At 63.1% G+C, this 20,616-nt stretch carries 22 protein-coding genes; 14 read left to right on the top strand and 8 right to left on the bottom strand.

Annotated elements, in window-relative coordinates:
* Positions 1-8: 8 nt before the first annotated feature.
* From GA0061105_RS10910 to GA0061105_RS10885, 6 genes are all read left to right on the top strand, one after another.
* Positions 9-782, top strand: coding sequence for a transporter substrate-binding domain-containing protein (locus GA0061105_RS10910; protein ID WP_092750101.1), 774 nt, complete (start codon positions 9-11; stop codon positions 780-782).
* A 12-nt stretch (positions 783-794) separates the two neighbouring features.
* Positions 795-1,520, top strand: a complete 726-nt coding sequence (locus tag GA0061105_RS10905) for an ABC transporter permease (RefSeq protein WP_092750099.1) — start codon at positions 795-797, stop codon at positions 1,518-1,520.
* Between the two features lie 13 nt (positions 1,521-1,533).
* Entirely contained in the window at positions 1,534-2,223 is a 690-nt protein-coding gene (locus GA0061105_RS10900; RefSeq protein WP_092750097.1) for an ABC transporter permease, read from the top strand.
* Positions 2,224-2,300: 77 nt separating this feature from the next.
* Positions 2,301-3,206, top strand: coding sequence for a homocysteine S-methyltransferase family protein (locus tag GA0061105_RS10895; RefSeq protein WP_092750095.1), 906 nt, complete (start codon positions 2,301-2,303; stop codon positions 3,204-3,206).
* A 199-nt stretch (positions 3,207-3,405) separates the two neighbouring features.
* Positions 3,406-3,672, top strand: coding sequence for a type II toxin-antitoxin system Phd/YefM family antitoxin (locus tag GA0061105_RS10890; protein ID WP_064709306.1), 267 nt, complete (start codon positions 3,406-3,408; stop codon positions 3,670-3,672).
* On the top strand, positions 3,669-4,091 hold the full coding sequence (locus tag GA0061105_RS10885) for a type II toxin-antitoxin system VapC family toxin (protein WP_092750093.1): 423 nt from the start codon (positions 3,669-3,671) through the stop codon (positions 4,089-4,091). Before GA0061105_RS10890 ends, GA0061105_RS10885 begins: the two co-directional genes overlap by 4 nt.
* A gap of 76 nt (positions 4,092-4,167) precedes the next feature.
* Here GA0061105_RS10885 and GA0061105_RS10880 read toward each other — a convergent pair whose 3' ends face one another.
* The 5 genes from GA0061105_RS10880 to GA0061105_RS10860 form a co-directional block, all read right to left on the bottom strand.
* Positions 4,168-4,938, bottom strand: coding sequence for an ABC transporter ATP-binding protein (locus tag GA0061105_RS10880; protein ID WP_092750091.1), 771 nt, complete (start codon positions 4,936-4,938; stop codon positions 4,168-4,170).
* A gap of 9 nt (positions 4,939-4,947) precedes the next feature.
* Positions 4,948-5,931 carry an ABC transporter substrate-binding protein gene (locus GA0061105_RS10875; protein WP_092750089.1) on the bottom strand — a complete coding sequence of 328 codons (984 nt, stop codon included), beginning with the start codon at positions 5,929-5,931 and terminating at the stop codon, positions 4,948-4,950.
* 40 nt (positions 5,932-5,971) lie between these two features.
* Complete coding sequence (locus GA0061105_RS10870; RefSeq protein ID WP_092750087.1) at positions 5,972-6,823, bottom strand: ABC transporter permease; 852 nt, start codon at positions 6,821-6,823, stop codon at positions 5,972-5,974.
* A 10-nt stretch (positions 6,824-6,833) separates the two neighbouring features.
* The gene (locus GA0061105_RS10865; RefSeq protein ID WP_092750085.1) at positions 6,834-8,186 is read right to left on the bottom strand and encodes an LLM class flavin-dependent oxidoreductase; all 1,353 of its coding nucleotides are present in this window, start codon (positions 8,184-8,186) and stop codon (positions 6,834-6,836) included.
* Between the two features lie 328 nt (positions 8,187-8,514).
* Entirely contained in the window at positions 8,515-9,300 is a 786-nt protein-coding gene (locus tag GA0061105_RS10860) for an IclR family transcriptional regulator (RefSeq protein WP_092750083.1), read from the bottom strand.
* A gap of 220 nt (positions 9,301-9,520) precedes the next feature.
* Between GA0061105_RS10860 and GA0061105_RS10855 the strand changes: the two genes are divergently transcribed.
* The 8 genes from GA0061105_RS10855 to GA0061105_RS10820 are packed head-to-tail and all read left to right on the top strand — an operon-like array spanning position 9,521 to position 17,699.
* Positions 9,521-10,591: an ABC transporter substrate-binding protein gene (locus GA0061105_RS10855; protein WP_092750081.1), complete on the top strand. Its 1,071-nt coding sequence runs from the start codon at positions 9,521-9,523 to the stop codon at positions 10,589-10,591.
* Between the two features lie 21 nt (positions 10,592-10,612).
* Complete coding sequence (locus GA0061105_RS10850; protein ID WP_092750079.1) at positions 10,613-12,127, top strand: sugar ABC transporter ATP-binding protein; 1,515 nt, start codon at positions 10,613-10,615, stop codon at positions 12,125-12,127.
* Entirely contained in the window at positions 12,124-13,083 is a 960-nt protein-coding gene (locus tag GA0061105_RS10845) for an ABC transporter permease (protein WP_092750078.1), read from the top strand. Before GA0061105_RS10850 ends, GA0061105_RS10845 begins: the two co-directional genes overlap by 4 nt.
* Positions 13,080-14,021, top strand: coding sequence for an ABC transporter permease (locus GA0061105_RS10840; protein ID WP_092750339.1), 942 nt, complete (start codon positions 13,080-13,082; stop codon positions 14,019-14,021). Before GA0061105_RS10845 ends, GA0061105_RS10840 begins: the two co-directional genes overlap by 4 nt.
* Positions 14,018-14,974 (top strand): amidohydrolase family protein, encoded by a 957-nt coding sequence (locus GA0061105_RS10835; protein WP_092750076.1) that lies wholly within the window; start codon positions 14,018-14,020, stop codon positions 14,972-14,974. Before GA0061105_RS10840 ends, GA0061105_RS10835 begins: the two co-directional genes overlap by 4 nt.
* Entirely contained in the window at positions 14,967-16,274 is a 1,308-nt protein-coding gene (locus GA0061105_RS10830) for an alanine racemase (protein WP_092750074.1), read from the top strand. The genes GA0061105_RS10835 and GA0061105_RS10830 overlap by 8 nt, the downstream gene beginning before the upstream one ends.
* A 35-nt stretch (positions 16,275-16,309) precedes the next feature.
* Positions 16,310-16,654, top strand: a complete 345-nt coding sequence (locus GA0061105_RS10825; RefSeq protein ID WP_092750072.1) for a RidA family protein — start codon at positions 16,310-16,312, stop codon at positions 16,652-16,654.
* A gap of 31 nt (positions 16,655-16,685) precedes the next feature.
* A complete protein-coding gene (locus tag GA0061105_RS10820; RefSeq protein WP_092750070.1) occupies positions 16,686-17,699 on the top strand; it encodes a succinylglutamate desuccinylase/aspartoacylase family protein in 1,014 nt (337 codons plus the stop codon).
* On the opposite strand, the gene GA0061105_RS10815 is transcribed toward GA0061105_RS10820, so the two are convergent.
* The 3 genes from GA0061105_RS10815 to GA0061105_RS10805 form a co-directional block, all read right to left on the bottom strand.
* Positions 17,696-18,880 (bottom strand): hypothetical protein, encoded by a 1,185-nt coding sequence (locus tag GA0061105_RS10815; protein ID WP_092750068.1) that lies wholly within the window; start codon positions 18,878-18,880, stop codon positions 17,696-17,698. The genes GA0061105_RS10820 and GA0061105_RS10815 overlap by 4 nt on opposite strands.
* Positions 18,881-19,011: 131 nt before the next feature.
* Positions 19,012-19,686, bottom strand: a complete 675-nt coding sequence (locus GA0061105_RS10810) for a 4-carboxy-4-hydroxy-2-oxoadipate aldolase/oxaloacetate decarboxylase (RefSeq protein WP_092750066.1) — start codon at positions 19,684-19,686, stop codon at positions 19,012-19,014.
* Between the two features lie 88 nt (positions 19,687-19,774).
* Positions 19,775-20,608 (bottom strand): ABC transporter substrate-binding protein, encoded by an 834-nt coding sequence (locus GA0061105_RS10805; protein ID WP_092750064.1) that lies wholly within the window; start codon positions 20,606-20,608, stop codon positions 19,775-19,777.
* Between the last annotated feature and the right edge of the window lie 8 nt (positions 20,609-20,616).

Below are 20,616 nucleotides of genomic sequence, written 5' to 3'. Positions count from 1 at the left end.
CCCTGCGAATGAAACTGCTCCACATGCTCTTTGCCGGCGCGGCGCTCGCGCTTTCCGCCGTCACGGCACAGGCCGAAGTCCGCTTCGGCGTCATGAACGAATCCTATCCGCCCTTCTTCGCCAAGGACGCCTCGGGCGAATGGCACGGATGGGAAATCGATCTGATGAACGCCGTCTGCGCGGAGATGAAGGAGGAGTGCTCGATCGTCGACATTTCCTGGGACGGTCTCATTCCGGCTCTTCAGAGCAAGAAGTTCGACGTGATCTGGTCGTCGATGTCGAACACCGCCGAACGCTCGAAGGTGATCGACTTCACCGACAAATATTACAACACGCCGAGCACCCTGATCGGCCCTAAGGACCAGAAGCCGGGCGCCACGGCCGAGGACGTGAAGGGCAAGACCATCGGCATCCAGGTGTCGACGATCCAGTCGGAATATTACAAGAAGTATTTTGCCGCTGCCGCCGAGGAAAAGACCTACCAGACGCTCGACGAGGCGTTCCAGGATCTCGCCTCCGGCCGCATCGACTATGTCTTCGGCGATTCTCTCGCGCTCGACGCTTTCCTGAAAAGCGATGCCGGCAAGGATTGCTGCGCCAACATGGGCGATGTCGCCGACGATAAGGAGATCCTCGGGGCTGGCGTGTCGGGCGGCCTGCGCAAGGAAGATACCGAGCTGAAAGCCAAGTTGAACACGGCGATCGCTGCGGTTCGCGCCAACGGCCAGTATGACGCGATCACCAAGAAATACTTCGATTTCGATATTTACGGCGCGAAGTGAGCAGTCCTGATAATGGCGACCGCGCAACAAGGCATTCTGGACCTCCTGTCCCCCTATCCTCCGGGATGGGGCGGCGTTCTTCTGGCAGGTGCGGTCTCCACGGTCGCCATTTCGGCCTGCGCCTTTGCCGTCGGTCTGCTGCTCGGCACGGGCGGCGCGTTTGGAAAGCTCTCTGGCAATCCAGTGCTCCGCCTGCTGCTTGATTTCTATACCACGGTCATTCGCGCCGTTCCCGAGCTGATCCTGATCGTCGGGCTCTATTATGCCGGCACCGATGGCCTCAACCGGCTGCTGGCTGCCCTGGACCTGCCGCCGGTCGAGGTGAACGGCTTCGTCGCGGCCGTCGCCGTCCTGGGCTTCGTGCAGGGCGCCTATATGACCGAGGTGCTACGCGGCGCGATCCTCGCCGTTCCCATCGGCCAGATCGAGGCCGCCAAGGCTTTCGGCATGGGGCCGGTGCTGCGCTTCCGCCGGATCCTGCTGCCGGCGCTGTTGCCGAACGCGCTGCCGGGGCTTGCCAATCTGTGGATGTCGGTCACCAAGGACAGCGCGCTGGTTGCGGTCGTCGGCTATCAGGAACTGGCGCTCGCCACCCGGCTCGCCGGGGCAAGCACCAAACACTATTTCGTCTTTTTCCTCGCCTCGGCGCTTCTCTACCTCGCCATCACGCTCGTTTCCAACGTCGCCTTCAAACTGATCGAAGAACGGGTGCGGCGGGGGCAGCCGCGCCTTGCCTGAAGATGCCGCGGTCATGAATTTCACCTGGATCTCTTCCTATTGGCCGCTTCTTCTGACCGGCGCCTGGCAGACCGTCTTGCTGCTGGTCATTTCCGTCGTGTTCGGTTTCGTGATCGCCATCGGTCTCGCCTTCGCGCAGGTCAGCGGCGGCAGGATTACCAAGCTCCTTGCCCGCGGTTACTGCACCTTCTTCCGCGGCACGCCGCTGCTGATCCAGCTTTGGCTCCTTTACTATGGGGTCGGCTCGCTGCTGCCCATGGTCCCCGGCATTCGCCAGAGCCTGTTCTGGCCGATCCTGCGCGAGGGCTTCTTCTTCGCCTCCGTCAGCTTCACGCTGAACTACGCGGCCTATGAGGCTGAGGTGCTGCGCGGCGCGCTGCTTGCCGTTCCCAAGGGCGAGCTCGAAGCCGGCCAGGCCTTTGGCCTCTCGCCCTGGAAGCTGACCCGCCGCATCTGGCTGCCGCGGGCCATTCGCATCGCCCTGCCGACCATTGGCGGAGAGATCGTCATGCAGCTGAAGGCGACGCCGCTTGCCTTCACGGTGACGGTGATGGACCTCTATGCCGTGGCCAACAAGGTTCGCCAGGACACGCTGCTCGTCTACGAACCGCTCATCGTCGTCACCCTCTTCTATCTCGCCCTGACCGCCGTGATCGCCCGCATCTTTCGAGGTCTCGAAGCGCAGGTGCCGGTTCGCCGCTAGGCCAGCGGAAGCTCGCCACATTGTTTTGAAACGCCCGCCGCCGGTAACGGCGCGACAGCCTGAATGGAGACTACCTCATGAGCACAACGCGAATTCTCGATGGCGGCATGAGCCGCGAGCTTCTTCGGCTGGGCGCCGAACTGAAGCAGCCGGAATGGTCGGCGCTGGCGCTGATGAATTCGCCTGACATTGTGCGCGAGGTGCACCAGGAATTCATTGTTGCCGGCTCCGAGATCATCACGACGAACAGCTATGCGCTCGTGCCCTTCCATATCGGCGAAGGCCGCTTCCAGCAGGAGGGGCCGGCGCTGATCCGCCTCGCAGGTCGCCTGGCGCGTGAGGCTGCCGATGCCGTGACCGGGAAGGTGCTGGTTGCCGGCTCGCTGCCGCCGATCTTCGGCTCCTACGAACCGCAGAATTTCCAGCCCTCCCGGGTGCAGGACTATCTCAAGGTGCTGGTCGAAAACCTCGCGCCCTTCATCGACATATGGCTCGGCGAGACATTGAGCCTGATCGCCGAGGGCGAGGCCGTCCGCAAGGCTGTGGCGGCATCGGACAAGCCGTTCTGGATTTCCTTCACATTGGCGGATGACGAGGCGGCTATAGCGGGCGGTGAGCCAAAGCTTCGCTCCGGCGAGAGCGTCGAGGAGGCGGCGTCCTGGGCGGTATCCTCGGGTGCGGCGGCTTTCCTGTTCAATTGCAGCAAGCCCGAGGTCATGCAGGGTGCGGTCGAGACGGCGGCACGCGTGTTCCGAGAGAGGAATACTCACATCGAAATCGGCGTCTACGCCAATGCCTTTGAAGGGGAAACAGGCGAGGCAGCCGCCAATGAAGGCCTGCACGATACCCGCGACGATCTGAACGACGACGCCTATTCGCGTTACGCCTGCTCCTGGGCCAAAGCCGGCGCGACGATCATCGGCGGCTGCTGCGGCATTGGCGCCGCCCATATTCATCGCCTGAGGAAGACGCTTTCCCGCTGAAGTGACATCCTGGCCGCGGGTAACGGTCGCCGTGCCGCCGCTCAGCTCTTGATTGTTTCGAGTATATTCATGTGATCATGGCGCAAGTCGCTCATTCCGCCTTCGCCGACGGCCGTCTGTCATTTCTTTCGCGAAGCTTGCCGTTCACCCATTCACGGTTTATATAGTCACAGTAGTCATTCTGGTCAGGAGGTGGGCCATGCAGTCATCACGGCAAGGCGACGAAAGCTGGACCGTCGCCAGCGCAAAGGCGAAGCTTTCTGAAGTGATTGAACGCGCGCAATCCGCGCCGCAGACTATTACACGCAACGGCAAGCCGAGCGTCGTCGTCGTCTCTGCGGAGGAATGGCAACGGAAGATCGCCCGCAAGGGAACGCTGGCCGAATTTCTGATGGAGTCGCCGCTGCGTGGAGCCGATCTGGATCTCGAGCGTCAACGCGACGAACCGCGCGATAGCGGACTGTGAGACTTCTGCTGGACACCAACGTCCTGTCTGAGGTCACGAAGCTGAACCCCGATGTGCGCGTCCTGGGGTGGCTGGGTGGGCTCGACGAGGATCGCTCCTTCATCAGCGTCGTGTCGGTCGCAGAAATCCGGCGCGGTGTCACCCTGATGGACAAGGGACGAAAACGTGACGTGCTGGCCGATTGGCTTGCCCGCGATCTGCCGCAGCGTTTCGAGCGGCGCATCATCCCAGTGGACGAAGCGGTGGCCCTGGTTTGGGGAGATCTGATGGGCCACGCAAAGCGGAACGGCCGCGGCCTTTCGTCGATGGATGGCCTGATCGCCGCGACCGCGATTGCTCACGATCTCACCCTTGCGACGCGCAACACGAGGGATTTCCAAGGTTTTGGGATCGAGCTCGTCGATCCATGGGTCGGGTGAAACGCTGCTGATCCGCGAGATTGATATCCGCCAGCGGGTTGAGGCGGACGGCACAGGCCGCCCGCCTCCGCAGCCGTCAATGCAGTCCGAACAGGTTCAGCAGTTCCTCGCGGTGCCGGACGAATTCCGGCGCGCTGCGATCGCGGGGACGCGGCAGATCGATTTCGATCAGGCGCGGCGCGGCTCCCTTTTCCCGCGGCAGGATCAAGATCCTGTCGGCGAGATAGATCGCCTCTTCGAGATCGTGGGTGACGAGAATGGTCGTGACATCCTCATCGCGCCAGATCCGTGCGAGTTCCTGCTGCATGCCGATCTTGGTCATCGCGTCGAGCGCACCGAGCGGTTCGTCGAGCAATAGGATTTCGGGCTGGACCGCAAGTGCCCGGGCGATGCCGACGCGCTGCGCCATGCCTCCCGAGAGTTGCCTGGGATAGGCCGCTTCGAATTGCTGCAGGCCGACGAGCTTGACATAGTGACGTGCTCGATCCCTCGCCTGCTCGCGGGACAGCCCCCGCGTTTCCAGCCCGAAGGCGACGTTGCCGAGCACATCAAGCCAGGGAAGAAGGCGCGGCTCCTGAAAGATGACGGCGCGCTCCGCGCCGACGCCTTTTATAGCCTTGCCGTCGACCAGCACCTCGCCGGTATCGGATTCCTCGAGCCCGGCCAGAACCCTGAGCAGGGTCGTTTTGCCTGAGCCGCTCGCACCGACGATGGCGAGGCTTTCCCCGGAGCGGATGTTGAGATTGATATCTTTCAAAACCTGCAGTGGGGTGCCGTTCAGCTTGTAGGATTTTGAGAGGTGACGGATCGCCACCTCTCCACGGCGAATGTCCTCAGCGACGCTCATCACGCTTCCTCAATTGCTTGCCGGCTTGGCGTCGGCGGTAAAGAGAATGCTCTTGGCCGCCAGTTGGCCTTGCTTCAGCTTGCCTTCGCGAACGAGCACGTCGATCCAGAACTGAATGTCGCGCTCGACTGGCAGGCCGCCGGCGCGCACGCCGTAGCCGCGGAAATATTGTGCGATATCAGGGTTCTCTCCGCGCTCGGCGAGCGTCTTGGCCAGGATCTTCTTGGCTTCCTCAGGATGCTCGCGGGCATAATCGAGCGCGCGGGCCGACTGCTCGACGAAGATTTTCGAGGCTTCCGGATGCTGCTTGATGAAATCGCGGCGCAGGACCACGAAGCCGCCGGCGATATCGCCGAGCACGTCGGTATCGTCGAAAACGGGACGCAGGCCGCCCTTCTTCAACGCCGCACCTTCGAAGGTCGTCTGCCAATAGCCGAAGGCGGCAATATCGACCTGCTTGGAGCGCAGCACTTGCTCGAGCTGCGGGCCGGGAACGACGACCTGATTGGCGGAGTCGCTCGGCAGGCCAACGGAGTGAAGGGCCTCGCGGATCGTGTAGTCGAGATGGGCGCCCAGCGTGTTGACTGCGATGCTCTTGCCGGCAATGTCCTTGATTGTTTTGACCGGGCTGTCTTCGAGCACGTAGAAGGTCGACTGCACCTCGTCATTGATGCCGTTCGACGGATAGGCGGCGACGAAATCGTTGCCGCCGATGATCGAATTCAGCACGGCTGAGGTGGCGGCGCTGCCGATCTCGACGTCGCCGGATGCCAGTGCGATGAGAGACGCCGGTCCGCCCTGGGCATAGCCGACATTCTCAAACGTGATGCCAGTGTCTTTGAAATAGCCGAGCTCTTCGGCGAGTTCATGGGCGGCAAGACCGCCTTGGCTCGCGAGGTAGCGCAGCTTCACCGTATCGGTGGCAGTGGCCGGCGTGGCAAAACCGAGAGCGATCACGGCCGGCAGGAGAAGATTGCGGGGATGGAATGTCATGGAATGTCCTTTCGGGAGAGGAAAATCGGGGGAAGCCGGGTCAGGTGCTCGGCTGAGACCAGCGGCAGAGACGGCGCTGCAGGAGAACGAGCAGCCCATTGGCTATCAGGCCGAGGAAGGCGAGCAGCAGGATCGCCGCAAACATCAGCGGGATCTGGAAATTGTACTGGGCGTTCATCACCTGAAAGCCGATGCCTTTGTTGGCGCCGATCATCTCGGCGGCGATCAGCAGCAGAAGTGCAGTCGTCGCCGAAAGACGCAGGCCGACGAAAATTGCCGGCACGGATGCCGGGAGAATGACGCGGCGGAAGACGGTGAGCGGTCTGGCGCCATAGGTGCGCGCCATCTCGATGAGCTTCTTGTCCACTTCCTTGACGCCGCCGATCGTCGAAAGCAGCACCGGAAACAGTGTCGCCCAGAAGATCACGAAGATCTTGGACGTTTCGCCGAGGCCGAGCAGCAGGATGAAAACCGGATAGAGCGCCAGAGCGGAGGTCTGTCGGAAGAGCTGCAGGATCGGATCCAGCGCCTGCTCGACCAAGCGGAACTGGCCCATAAACAGGCCGAGCGGAATGCCGATCACGACGGCAAAGGCAAAGGCTGTTCCCGATCGCTGCAGGCTGATCGCGATGTCATCGAGCAGCGCGCCGTTGGCGAGATTGGTCCAAAGAGCCGACAGGATCACGTTCAAGGGCGGGAAGACGGCGGGATTGATCCAGCCCCTGGTGCTCGACACTTGCCAGAGCACGAGAAAGCTGATGAGCAGGCCGTACCGCGGCAAAAGTGAAGCGAGAACCCCGCGCAAATGCAATGCGAAAGTGGGCGTGTTGCTTTCTCGGGTTTTTAAGCGGCCAAAGCTTCTCGGAAGAGTCGGGTTGATCTCAAAGGTCATGGATTTGTCCTCACTCTGCTGCCTGCAGGGCTGCGGGTCCGGTAGCCCATCGGTTGGTCGGGAACGGCAAGCCGAGGTTCTCCCGCAGTGTCTTGCCCTCATATGCGGTGCGGAACAGGCCGCGGCGCTGCAGTTCCGGAATGACCAGATCGACGAAGTCGTCGAGCGCCGTCGGCAGCCAGGGCGGCAGAATGTTAAAGCCGTCGGCCGCTTCATTTTCGAACCATGTCTGCAGCGTGTCGGCGATCTGCTCGGCCGTGCCGACGATGGTGTAGTGGCCGCGGGCCGATGCGATCCACTGATAGAGCTGGCGGATGGTGAAGTTGTTTTCGTCGGCGATCTGGCGGATCAGCGCCTGGCGGCTTTTCATGCCTTCGGTCGGCGGTGCCGGCGGAAGGGGCCCGTCGAGATCATAACCGTGAAGGTCCAATGTGCCGCCGGTGAGGCCGTTGAGCAGACCGATCCCGTCTTCTTCCAGGATGAGCGAGGTCAGGCGATCATACTTTTCGCGTGCCTCCGCCTCGGTCCTGCCGACGAAAGCGGATACGCCGGGCATGACCAGGATGTGATCAGGGTTCCTGCCGAGACCACTGGCGCGCGCCTTGATGTCCCGATAGAACTCCTGGGCGGTTTCGATATGCTGGTGGGCGGTGAAGATGACTTCGGCCGTTGCGGCGGCGAGCCCGCGTCCGTCGTCGGACTGTCCGGCCTGCACGATGACGGGGTGGCCCTGCGGCGAGCGCGAGACGTTGAGCGGACCGCGCACGCTGAAATGCTCGCCGCGGTGATCGGTGTCGTGCAGTTTTGCCGGGTCGAAGAAGACACCGGTCTCCTTGTCGCGGATGAAAGCGTCGTCCTCGAAGCTTTCCCAGAGTTTGCGGACAACATCGACATGTTCGGCCGCACGGCGATAGCGCTCGGCATGCGGCAGCTGTGTGTCGCGGTTGAAATTTTGTGCCGTGGGATCTCCCGTCGTGGTGACGACATTCCAGCCGGCCCGGCCGCCCGAGATCAGGTCCAGCGAGGCGAACTTGCGGGCGGTGGTGTAAGGCTCCTCATAGGTGGTCGAGGAGGTCGCGATAAAACCGAGATGGGTGGTCAGAGGCGCAAGGGCGGAAAATAATGTGACCGGCTCGAAGCCGGCCACCCGGGCGTTGCCGCCTTCGCGCGCTCCGCCAAAACCGACGGCCAATCCATCGGCCAGGAAGTAGGCATCGAAGAGCCCGCGCTCGGCTGTCAGCGCGAGCTGCTTATGAAATTCGAAACTGGTCGCGCCGTCTGCCGGCTGATCTGGATGCCGCCAAGAGGCAACATGCTGTCCGCCACCGGGAAGAAATGCGCCAAGCCTGATTTTCCGTGTCATTTCGCGTCCTCTCCGTTTGCCGTCGACAGCCGGTCTTCCCCAAGGCAAAGGTGAAGATATCTGTCGTGAGAACGGTAAGATACGAAGTCTATAAATTTAATAGAGAAACTTCATTCCGTTGTTTCGGGCGAAGAGTGAATAGATTTTCGGGAATGGCTCAAACGGGGAAACAATCGGAGCGAACCGCACAGATCACTTACTGCAGCCGATCGATCGATCAGCGGTGCATGCGGCGAAGAGCCGGGCGCTATGATTAGAAGAGGATGCGGCTTGGTACTGATCGCGCGCGAAAGTCCAGCCGCCGATCAGTACGCTTTGCTCGGGAGCGTCAGCCACGCCTCGGCCGGGCCGGGGCATGCTCCAGGCCGGCGGCGGCCTTCTTCAGGCAGTCGAGATAACGGTCGCGGTTCGCAATGCCATCGTCGCGCGGGGTGACGAGGCAGAGCGTTGCGGCTGCGTGACCTTGCTCGCCGCGCACCGGCACGGCGAAACAATGGGTAAAGCTGTCGACGATGCTGTTGAAGGTGAAGAGACCTTCGCGCTCGGCTTGGCGGACCTCGGCGATGAAACTTTGCGGGTCGAGCCACTCGCCGTTCGGCAGACGAAAATCCTGCTGAGGAATGAAGTTAAGGATTTCCTGGTCCGGCAGATGTGCGACCAGCAGGCGTCCGGAGGCCGTCCACGGGATCGGCACCGACTGGCCTATATCCGTGGAAATGCGGAAGGGCCGCGCGCCTTCGCGCATGCGCACGACCGTATATTTGTTGCCATCCAGCATGCAGAACTGCGCCGTCTCCCGCGTCTCGTCGGCAAGCTGTTCCAGTGCGGCCTCGCATTCGCGGGTGAAATCGAAATGGTTTTCATAGGCGGCGCCGAGGAAATAGAGTTTGCGGCCGAGATAGACGCGCCCCTCGCCGCCGGTGAATTCGAGAATGCCGTTGCTCAGCAGCAAGTTGACGAGCTCGTATACCGATGAGCGCGGCGCGCCGATCTGGGCGGCGATTTCGTTCGGCTTCAAAGCCTGGCGCTTCTGGCGCAGGAAATCGAGGATTTCGAAGGCGCGGTCGAGCCCGCGTGCGCGTTTGCTGACCGCTTCGTCCTGAATTGCGTCCATTGCTGTCGATCCCAATTTCTGTTCGGCCAAGCTTTTCAAACCCTCTTCCGGATCTGTCAACCGATCCTGCTACTGCCAGCGAACGAAAATTTTTTTCACCCCTCTTGCGAGGCGGAAAAATCGGCATAAGATCGCCTCGTCCGCTATATAGATCACATGTACATTATAGCGGACAAAAATGAATGGCAAGTGATAACGCCGCCACAAAAAGGGGATCGATATGAAGAATTTTGAAAACAGCATTTCCGCTTCACTGCGCCGCCGCCTTCTCGCCGGCGCTGCCGCCGCCGCGGCCCTCCTCGTCTTTTCCACGAGTACGGCCTCAGCCGCCGCTAATTGCATCAAGGGCGACAAGAAGGCGCCCTACACGATCGGCTGGGCGAACATCTATTCCGTGCCGACCTGGATGAAGCAGACCGAAGGCACGATCACCGCCGAAGTGGAGGAGTTGAAGAAGGCGGGCCTGGTGAAGGACCTGATGATCACGGACGCGCAGGGCAACGCCCAAACGCAGATCCAGCATATCCAGTCGATGATCGATGCCAATGTCGACGCCATCGTCGTGATCGCCGGTTCTTCCACGGCACTCGACCGCGTCATATCGGATGCCTGCGACAAGGGCATCGCAGTCGTCAACTTCGACAGCCTCGTCGACACCGACAAGGTGACCGCCAAGATCAACACCGATTCCAATGAATGGGGCGCGACCGCCGCCAAGTGGATGGTCAGCCAGCTCGGCGGCAAGGGCAAGATCATCATCATGAACGGCCCGGCCGGCATCTCGGTGAGCGACGACCGCCGCAAGGGCGCCCAGCCGGTTCTCGACTCCAATCCAGGCCTGCAGGTGATCACCGAGACGAACACCGAATATAACGTCGCGCCGGCGCAGGAAGCGATGACCAGCCTGCTCTTCGCCAATCCTGAAATCGACGGTGTGCTGTCGCTCGGCGGCGCATTGTCGGCCGGCTCCGTCCTCTCTTTCGAGCGCCAAGGCCGCGATCAGGTGCCGACGACAGGCGAAAACGCCAGGCAGTTCCTGGAACTCTGGAAGGAGAAGGGCCTGAAGGGCTGGGCGACCATGCAGCCCAACTGGCTCGGCGCGCTTTCCGTCTACACCGCCGTACAGGCACTGCAAGGCAAGGACGTGCCCGCTTTCGTCAAGGTGCCACTGCCCGTCATCGACGACAGCACCATCGGCAGCTATCTCGCTCGCGCCGACAAGTTCCCGGCTGACGGCTATATCTACTCGGATTACGACCAGGCGCTCTTCGACAAGCTGCTTGCCAAGTAATCCTGAGCTGAGGAAACCGTCATGACGGAAGAACGGCCCCTGCTGGAAGCCCGGCAGGTGTTCAAGGGATTTTTCGGCAACCCCGTTTTGAAGGGGGTCGATATCGCCCTTCAGCCGGGCAGGGTTCACGCCCTGCTCGGTGAAAACGGCGCAGGCAAGTCGACGCTGATCAATCTCCTGTCCGGCGCCCTCCAGCCGGACAGCGGGTCGATCCTTGTCGACGGCAGGCCGGTCGGCCGCTTCAGCCCGGCGGCGGCGCGGGCGGCGGGCATCGCCGTCGTTCAGCAGGAGCTGAGCCTGACGGCCAGCCTGTCGATTGCCGAAAACATCGGGACCGGCGCCTTTCCGCGCCGGTTCGGACTCATCGATTACAGAGCGCTTCATCGCCGCGTGCAGGATGTCTGCGACATGGTCGGGCTCACCGAGCCGCTCGACATGCCGGTCGCCGATCTCGCGCTCGGCCGCCGTCAGATGGTGGAGATCGCCAAGGCGCTGTTCCGCAAACCGCGCGTGCTGATCCTGGACGAGCCGACCTCGTCGCTCTCCGCGCACGAAGCCGGCACCCTTGCCCGCCTCATCGAGACGCTCAAGGTTCGCGGCACCGCGCTTCTCTATATTTCCCACCGCCTCAACGAGGTGCAGGCGCTCTGCTCGCACGTCACCGTGCTCAAGGACGGCGGCGTCACGGCCGACCAGTCACTCTCCGGCATCGACGGCGAAGGCCTGGTCCGCCTGATGGTCGGCCGTGAAACCGGCGACCTTTTCCCGCCGCGCGCCGCGACCGAGCCGGGCGCAATACGCATCAACGTCGAAGATTTTTCCGCCGGCATGGTGCGCCATATCGGCTTTTCCGCCCGCGCCGGCGAGATCGTCGGCATCGGCGGGCTGGTGGGACAAGGCCAGGAAGACCTGCTGCTCGGCCTCTACGGCGCGATCCCGGCCTCCGTCGCGCGTGCGGAAGTAGCGGGCAAGTCAGGCTTGCCCGCCGATGTCGGTGCGGCTAATGCGGCCGGTATCGTCTATGTGCCGGCCGACCGCAAGCACGAGGGACTGGTACTGCCCCACTCCATTGCTTCCAATCTCATCCTGCCTTCGCTCGGACGGCTCGCCCGCAAGGGGTTACGCGACCGGCCTGCGGAAAACGGCCTGATCGCCGATCTCGCGCGTCGCCTGACGATCAAGGGCGATACGGCCCGCCCGGTGCAGGCGCTTTCCGGCGGCAACCAGCAGAAGGTGGCGCTCGCCAAATGGCTGCCGCTCGATCCGTCGGTTCTGCTGCTCAACGATCCGACGCGTGGCGTCGACATCGAAACCAAGCGTGAGATCTACCTGATGCTGCGCGCCTTCGCCGCCGAGGGGCGGCTCGTCATTCTCGCCAGTTCCGACACGCCCGAACTCGTGCATCTCTGCGACCGCGTCGTGGTTCTGCGCGAGGGGCGCGTCGCGGCCGTGCTGTCGGGCGATGCGATCACCGAAGGCGCGATCGTCGGCGCAGCCATGGGCATTGCGGCCACGACGCAGGGAGCGGCGGCATGAGCACGATTTCGTCGTCCCTCTACGGCTCGATCCAGCTCCGCCGCAATCGCGGCCTCGCCGGCCTTTATCTCGTCGTCGCCGCCTTTCTAATCCTGTATGCCATGCTCTTTCCCGGCATCCTTTCCATCGGCGGCTTCTCCAAGTTCACACAGAACTGGTTCCCGCTCGCGCTCGTCACCATGGCGCAGGCGCTGCTCATGCTGAACGGCGGCATCATGCTGGCGATCGGCCCACTCGTCAGCCTCGGCGCTGTGATCGCGGCGACGACAATGGAAGGAGCGCTCGGCGTCTCCGGGGGTATTCTTGCGGTCGCGCTCGCCGGCCTTTTGATCGGCGCGGTCATCGGCGCCATCGTCACGTATCTGAGATTGCCGGCGATCATCGTCACGCTTGCCGGTTCCTTCATCATCAGCGGCATCGCGCTCATCCTGCTGCCGCGACCGGGCGGGTCCATTCCCGATTGGCTGTCGACCGTGCTCGCCGGCCATACGCCCGTCGCCTTCCTGCTGCTCGTGGTGATCCTGGCGCTCTGGAAGGCTTTCCTGGCGACGCCGCTCGGTCTCGGCATCTATGCGGCCGGTGACAACCCGGTCGGCGCATTCCGCTCCGGTGTCGCGGTCGAACGGGTGAAGATCGCAGCCTTCGCGCTCTCCGGCCTTCTTGCCGCGCTGACCGGTCTTTTCGTCGCGGCGCAGACCGGCTCGGGCGATCCTGTGATCGGCACGCCCTTCACGCTGAACTCGATTGCCGCGGCTGTGCTCGGCGGGGTGGGTTTCCTCGGCGGCAAGGGCACCATGCGCGGGGCGATCTGCGGCAGCCTGCTGCTCTCGGTCATGATCAACGTCATGTTCTTCCTCGGTTTCCCGCCGGTTGCGCAATATGTCGCGCAAGGCCTGATCATCGTCGGGGCGGTCGCCGTTCCTGAGCTTCTTGGGGCATGGAGGGCAAGACGATGAACATCATCCGGTCCGCGTTGCGCAATCCGCCGCTTCTGACCTTGCTTCTGGTGGCGCTTGTCTGGATCGTTGCGAGTTTCACGCTGCGTGGTTTCGGCGCCTATGGCCATCTGCGCTATCTGCTCGAACTCGCCGCGGTGATCGGCATTGTCGCCGCCGGGCAGACGCTCGTCATCCTGATGGGCGGCATCGATCTTTCCGTCGGCGCTGTCATTACCGTCACGGCGATCCTGCTGCCGCTGATGTCGCCTGCCTGGGATCCGACCGGCCTTGCCGGCATCGCGGCTGCCCTTGCCATCGCCACCGGCATCGGCCTGATGAACGGCGCCGGAGCCGCCTATCTTCGCGTGCCGCCGATCATCATGACGCTTGCCATGGCGACCTTCCTGCAAGGGTTGCTCGTCATCGTCGCCGGCGGCAGTGCGGTCACCGTCAGCAATCCGGCGGTCATTCTGCTCGGGCAGGCGCGGCCGCTCGGCATTCCCTCGGGCATCATTCTCTGGCTTGCCGTTGCAGTTGTCGTCCTCCTGCTCGTCCATCGCATGCCGATCGGCGCCCGTTTCCTGGCGCTCGGCGCAAGCCCGCTCGCCGCCCGGCTTTCCGGCGTCAGCATCACCCGCAACACGCTGATCGTCCATACCCTGTCCGGCTTCTTCGCCGGGCTGGCGGGCATTCTCGTGCTCGGCATGAACCGGCAGGGTTATGTCGGCATCGGCGACCCCTATCTGCTGACGTCGATCGCAGCCGTCGTGCTCGGCGGCACCTCCATCCTCGGCGGCCGCGGCACCTATGCCGGGACCATTCCCGGCGCGATCCTGCTCGTCACCACGACTGCGCTGATCACCGTCGTCAACGCCTCGCCCGGCTGGCGGTCGATCATGTTCGGCACGCTAATCCTCGCGCTTCTGCTCGTTTCCGGGCGCGAGGCGCGCCGATGACGGGACGCTACGACGGGCCGGTGATCGACCCGCACCACCATCTCTGGGACCTCGGCCTGCAGCGTCACCCCTGGCTTCAGAAAGCGCGGGAGACCGGTGAAGGGATGGTGTTCGGTAGCTTAGCGCCGATCCTGCGCGACTATGGCATCGACGACTATCGCGCCGACGCCGCGCACCAGAATGTCGTAGCAACGGTGCATGTCGAGGCCGGCTGGTCCGCTGCCTATCCGCTAGAGGAGAGCCGTTGGCTTGACGGTCTCGACCGCAGCTCCGGCGTGGCGCACCGTTATGTCGCCGGCATTGCCCTCGACCGGCCGGACGCCCCGCGTCTGATCGAGGCGGAAGCGGAAAATCCCAATGTCGTCGGCATTCGCGATATTCTGAGCTGGCATGCCGATGCAGCGAAGAGTTTCGCGTCGCGTCCGGATCGCATGAGCGATCCTGCCTGGCGGGCGGGGCTTGCTCAAGCGACGCGGCTCGGGCTGGTCTTCGACCTGATGCTCTATCCCTGGCAGATGGCTGAAGCGCTCGAACTCGTACAGGCCTTTCCGGAGACGCTTTTCGTACTGAACCACGGCGGCAGCCCCGTCGACCGGACGCAGGAGGGCATGGCGCTCTGGCGCCGCGGCCTGCGGGCGCTCGGCAGAGAGCCCAACGTGCGGCTCAAGATTTCCGATCTCGTCGCCTATGATCACGCGTGGACGCTCGAAAGCCTGCGACCGGTGATCGAACATTGCCTCGATTGTTTCGGTCCGGCGCGGTCGATGTTTGCCAGCGACTTTCCGGTCGCCGGCCTGCACGCTTCTTTTGACGAGGTCTATGAGGTTTTCCGCACGGTTGCCGGCGGGCTCTCTCTCGACGAGCAGCGCGCCGTGTTCCTTGCCACAGCCAACGACACCTATCGCCTCGGTTTGGACGATCCGGCCGAGATCGGGAGAGGCCGCCATGTCTGACCTTCATGCCGCCAGGGAAAATATACTGATCGATGAGCGGGTGCGCGGTTTTCCGCCGGGCCATCCGCCGCTTCCGCCCTCGGAAATCGGCAAACAGGGGTGGAAGCCCTTCGACGGCAGGATGGCCCTGCCGCTGATCTCGCTCGACCGGCAGGCCTTCGCCGGTAATGTCGACCTGATGATGGCCTATGTGAAAAGCCATGGCATCGAAATCGCGCCGCACGCCAAGACGCCGATGTCGACGGCGCTGGCGGGGGCGCTTCTGGCGGCGGGCGCCTGGGGTACGACCGTTGCCGACATCCGCCAGGCCGCCGTCCTGCTCAAGGCGGGACAGCGCCGGCTGATCCTCGCCAATGAGATCGGCGGGATCGCCGCCGCCCGCCGACTTGCGGCCCTGCTCGGCCATTATCCCGATGCGGAATTGCATGTCTTCGTGGATTCGACGGCGCTCGTCGAGGCGCTCGCGTCCGCCTGGCAGGAGCGCGCGGATCTGCCGCCTCTCGGCCTCATGGTGGAGTTCGGCGCCAGCCGCGCCGGTCTGCGCAGCGCGAAAGCCGCGGCGGCAGTTCTCGACGCGATCCTGGCGGTAGAGACGCCGGCCTTCCGGCTGACAGGTATCGCCGCCTATGAGGGTGCTGCCGCGACCGCCGATGCGGAAGAGACGATGCTTCGTATCGACACGCTGATGGCGATGACATCGGATTTTCTGCCGAATATACGCACCCGCATCGGCAAAGAGCGGCCCCTTCTTGTCACCGCAGGCGGTTCGGTGTTTTTTGACGTGGTGGTGGCGCGGCTTTCGACCACCGTCTTGGCCGATCCCGCCTGCCGGCTCGTGCTGCGCAGCGGCGCGATCTTTTTCCACGATCACGGCATTTACGAGCGCGGCCTTGCCGGCCTCGATGCGCGCGGCTGCTTTCGCATCGGCGACAAGATTGTTTCCGCCACGGCCGGGTTCCGTCCGGCGCTCAGGGTCTGGGCCGAGGTCTTGTCGCGGCCGGAGCCGCGGCTTGCGATCTGCGGCATGGGCATGCGCGACGTGGCGATGGACCAGGGCCTGCCGCGGCCGTTGGCGCTCTATCGCGATGGGGCGTATCTCGCCGATCTCAGCGCCGAAGTTTCCCGCCTCAACGACCAGCATGCCTTCGTGGCACTTGCCGACGGCAGTGACGTTTCCGTCGGCGATGTTATCGAGTTCGGCATTTCGCATCCCTGCACCTGCCTTGACCGACACGCCATTCTCTACGGCCTTGGCCCCGACCATTCGGTGACGGCCGCCTATCTCACGAGCTTCGGCTGAACTTTCCCTCCAAAAGCAAGAAAAGGAAAAGCTGCATGATCCAGCGTTACCAGAAAGGTTCGCGTATGAGCCAAGCCGTCAGCTATGGCGGTCTCGTCTATATTGCCGGCCAAGTGGCGGAAAACCGCAAGGCCGGTATCGAAGAGCAGACTAGAGACGTGCTCGGCAAGATCGACGCCCTTTTGAAGGAAGCCGGCACGGATCGCTCGCGCCTCCTCGCCGTCGATGTCTTTCTGCCGGCGATCACCGATTTCGAGGCGATGAACGGCGTCTACGACAGCTGGATCGATATCGAAAACCCGCCGGCCCGCGCCTGCACCGAAGCACGCCTCGCCGATCCCGATCTGCGGGTCGAAATGACCGCGGTCGCGGCGCTGTAACGGCACGGCAACCGCCGGCACTGGAGAGATCATGCACAGCGGCCTCGTCAACCCGATCGACTTTTCGCGCGAGGGCCGGCAGGCCGGTCATCTCGCCATCCCCTATTCGGTCGACCGTTCGCCCTATTATCAGATCCGCATTCCAATCCTTCGGCTGCGGAATGGCGAGGGACCGTCCTTGCTGCTGACGGCCGGCAATCATGGCGACGAATATGAGGGCGAACTCCAGCTCGGGCGGCTGATGCGGCTGCTGGACGTCGCGGATATCCGCGGCGCCGTCACCATCCTGCCGCTGGCGAACCTGCCGGCGGTGATGGCGGGCAGGCGCTGCTCACCCTTCGACGGCGGCAATCTCAACCGGGCCTTTCCCGGCGATCCCATAGGGTCGCCGACGGCGCGCCTGGCGCATTTCCTTGAGCACGACCTCTTTCCGCGCCATGACGTCATGCTCGACCTGCATTCGGGCGGCACATCGATGGCCCACCTGCCCTGCACGCTGATCGAACGGCAGGCCGATGCCGATCGCTTTGAGCGATCCGTCTCGCTGATGCGCGCGATGGGCGCGTCGCATGCCTTTATCGCCGACAATGGGTCAGCGGCGCCGACATCGATGGGGGCTGCGGCACGGGCCGGGATCATCGGTCTTTCCGGCGAATTCGGCGGCGGCGGAACCGTGACGCCGGAGACGATGGCCTTCACGGCGGCGGCGATCGACCGGTTGCTTGTCACGCTCGGTATCGTCGGGTGTCCGGTCCTTTCCCGAGCGCCGCTCCCGGAGCCGGGGCCGTTGCAGCTGCTTTCGCTCTCCCGGCACAGCCAAGGCATCTACGCCAACCGCAGAGGCTGGTTCGAGCCGGCCGCAGCCCTCGGCGCCACCGTTTCCGCCGGCGATCTCGCCGGATGGTATCACGATCTGGAACGCCTGGAGCAGCCGGAGGAAGAACTGCGCTTTGCCGAGGACGGCATCGTCATTTCCCATAGGCTGCATTGCGGCAGTCAGGCCGGCGACTGCCTGATCCAGGTTGCCGAGCCGATCGCGGCTTAGCTTATGGAGGCAACCGCCGCCCTGATCCAGTCGAGCCGCTTTGCCGGGATGAGGCCGTAATTGTAGAAGTTCACGCCGTCGGCACCGGCATCGACGGCGGCCCTGGCGCGGGCGGCGAGCACCGCGGCTTCGCCAACTTCGGGATAGAAGACACGCAGGCCGACCCCGAGAAATTTTTCCGATCCAAGTGCCGCCCGGCCGGTGCGGATGACATCGCCGACGGCATTGGGCTCCATGTCGTAGCAGCAGAGAATGGCGCCGTCGCAGAGCCTGCCGACCGCCGCGAGATCGACGCCACCGAGCCAGCCGTCCTTCAGGTCGATAAGCACGATGCGGCTCGCCGGATCGGCCGCGGCCTTGATCTCGCCGATAAGGCTCGTCACCGGTTCGCAGCGCCATGAGAGATAGGCATAGAGATCGGGATGGTCGCGGAAGGCCTCGATGCCGGCTGCCGGGAAATCCGGGAACTGCCGCTCCGGCACGGCCCGTTCGCAGAGTTCGGCGATGAAGTGCGCAACCGTTCTGCGTGCCCCTTCGACCGGCACGCCAGCCGCTTCGGCGCGCGCGGTGCAATGATTGCAGAAGCAAAGCGACAGCAGGAAATCATCTTCGGCATTTAGGCCGACGCCGTCTTTTTCGTGATGGTATTCATGCGCGAAGCCCATGAAGTTGGGGCTCTCGAGCTCGACCATGTCAGGCCGGTAGTTCGTCGTGATGTCCTGCACGAGAGTGACGACATAATTGCGCGCCGCCGGGCTGGAAGGGCAGAGGTTGTAATAGTTGGGATTGCCGAAGGCGTTTCGTGTCACGTGGTCGGGATGCAGCATGCCGAGGCGGCTATTGTGGAGGCAGACCGTCCAGCAGGAGACCTTGAGACCTGTCGTCTCCCGCTCCCTGACGAGCGCTTCGAGCATGTCGCCGCGTTCGGTCACATTCCGTGCCATCAGCGGCCGGATAAGCTTGTTCTGCCACAGGCTTTCATCCGGTCGGAAATAGACCGTCCCATCCTCGGGGAAGTAGGCCTTCTGCTGCGGACTGCGCGGCTGGAGGAAACGGCCGGCATGATAGGAGGTCGCCAGGCTGACCGTTGTCAGGCCCGCCCGGCCGGTAAGCTCGGCGGCGAGCGGGCGGACCCCCTGCTCCTGAACGTCCCAGGGGTATGTCCACATGGAAAGATGCATCGCCTGCTCCCAACAAGTCTGTCCGCTTTATAGAACATGTGTCCATAATAGTGTCCAGACGGAGCTGTAGAAATCTCTGCAGGCGAGCCAAGCTTATACGGCCGTCTTGTAATGACGGCGTCAATGCCGTCTCAGATGTCGACGACAAGGCCCTTGGCTTTCAGCACTTGCGCCAGATTGCTGACCTCGATGACCGACCTCCCCTGCTTGTATGCGGCGATATAGCCGGCCTCGGCGTCTTCACGGGCCTGCGAGAGCCTGGTGGCTTCCTGGGCTTCGTGCCTGCGCACGACCACCAGCCCATCGGCATCGCCGACGATGATGTCGCCCGGATTGATGGTTTCACCGCCGACGATGATCGGGTCGTTCACCGCGGCGATTGATTCCTTGACCGTCCCCTTGATGCAGACGCTGAGCGAGAAGACCGGGAAACCGAGTTCCCGCAGCTGCAGCGTGTCGCGCACGCCGGTATCGGTCACGAGACCGCCGATGCCCTTTGCAAGGCAGGCATTGGCAAGCACATCGCCGAAGGAACCAGCCTCTTCGTATTCGCCGGCGGAGACGACGATGATATCGCCCGGCTTTGCATAGTTGATGGCGAGCTGCAGCATGATGTTGTCGCGCGGCGCGCATTTGACCGTGAATGCCGGACCACACAATTTCATGCGGTAATCGACGGGCTTAAGGCGCGAGGAGAGTGCGCCGCGGCGGCCCTGGGCTTCGTGAATGGTCGCGGGCGAAAATTTCGAAACCGCCTCGATGTCAGCTTTGCTGGGCCGTTCAGCGATATCTTTTATATGAATCATGGATGCCTCACATCGTTGGCAGACGGCGGGCAAATCCCGCCGTCTTATTTCGGTTGATTGTCATCGGGAGGTTCCGAGACCGGTCGGTCTACGGGATCGGGTCGAACTTCAGCTGCGTGAGCGGCACGACTTTGTCGGTGCGGGTCATCTTGTATTCGGTGCTCGGGCCGAGCCACTTGTCCCAGATCTTGTTGATCTCGCCTGATGCGTCGAGCTTGTGCAGGATCTCGTTGATCTTGGCGGTCAGCGCCGGTTGATCCTTGGCCATGCCGATGCCGATCGGTTGGTAGAGCATCGGCTCCTCGATCATCCGCATTTGTTTGCCCTTGCTCTTCGATTCATTGACGAACTTGGTCGTCGTCATGGTGTTCGCCACCATGCCGCGCGCCTTGCCCTGCTGAACGGCGAGATAGGCCGAGGCGGTATCCTGGAAGGTCAGCGGTTCCGATTTGTTGAGCTTGATCGACATTTCCGAGGTCGAGCCCTTGGTCGAAGCGATGCGCTGGCCGGCATAATCGGCCTTCGTCTTGCCGGCATCGTCGGCCGGTACGATCAGCATTTCCTTAGCGAGATAATAGGGATCGCTGAACTGGATCTGCTCGGCTCGGCTCAGCGTATAGGCAAGGTTGGCGACGGTGATGTCGACGCGGCCGAGTTTGACCTCGGGCACGCGGGCCTCGACCGAAACCGGCTTGATTTCAGCCTTGACGCCAAGCTCCTTGGCGATTGCGCTGCAGAGATCGACGTCGAAACCGGCCATTTCGCGGGTCTTCGGATCGGGCGAAGCGAAGGGAGGAACGTCGGCGAAAGTCGCGCAGCGCAGGGTCTTTGCCGACATGATGGTATCGAGCTGATCGGCCTTTGCGGGCATGGCTGCGGCCAGGCCGGCGAATGCGACGGTAAGGCTGAGGTATTTCCTCATTGCTGTTC

The sequence above is a fragment of the Rhizobium aethiopicum genome (genome assembly GCF_900094625.1).
GTDB classification, from domain to species: Bacteria; Pseudomonadota; Alphaproteobacteria; order Rhizobiales; family Rhizobiaceae; genus Rhizobium; species Rhizobium aethiopicum.
The sequence above is the reverse complement of the archived record's forward strand: the minus strand, read 5'-3'. Positions and strand labels throughout refer to the sequence as shown.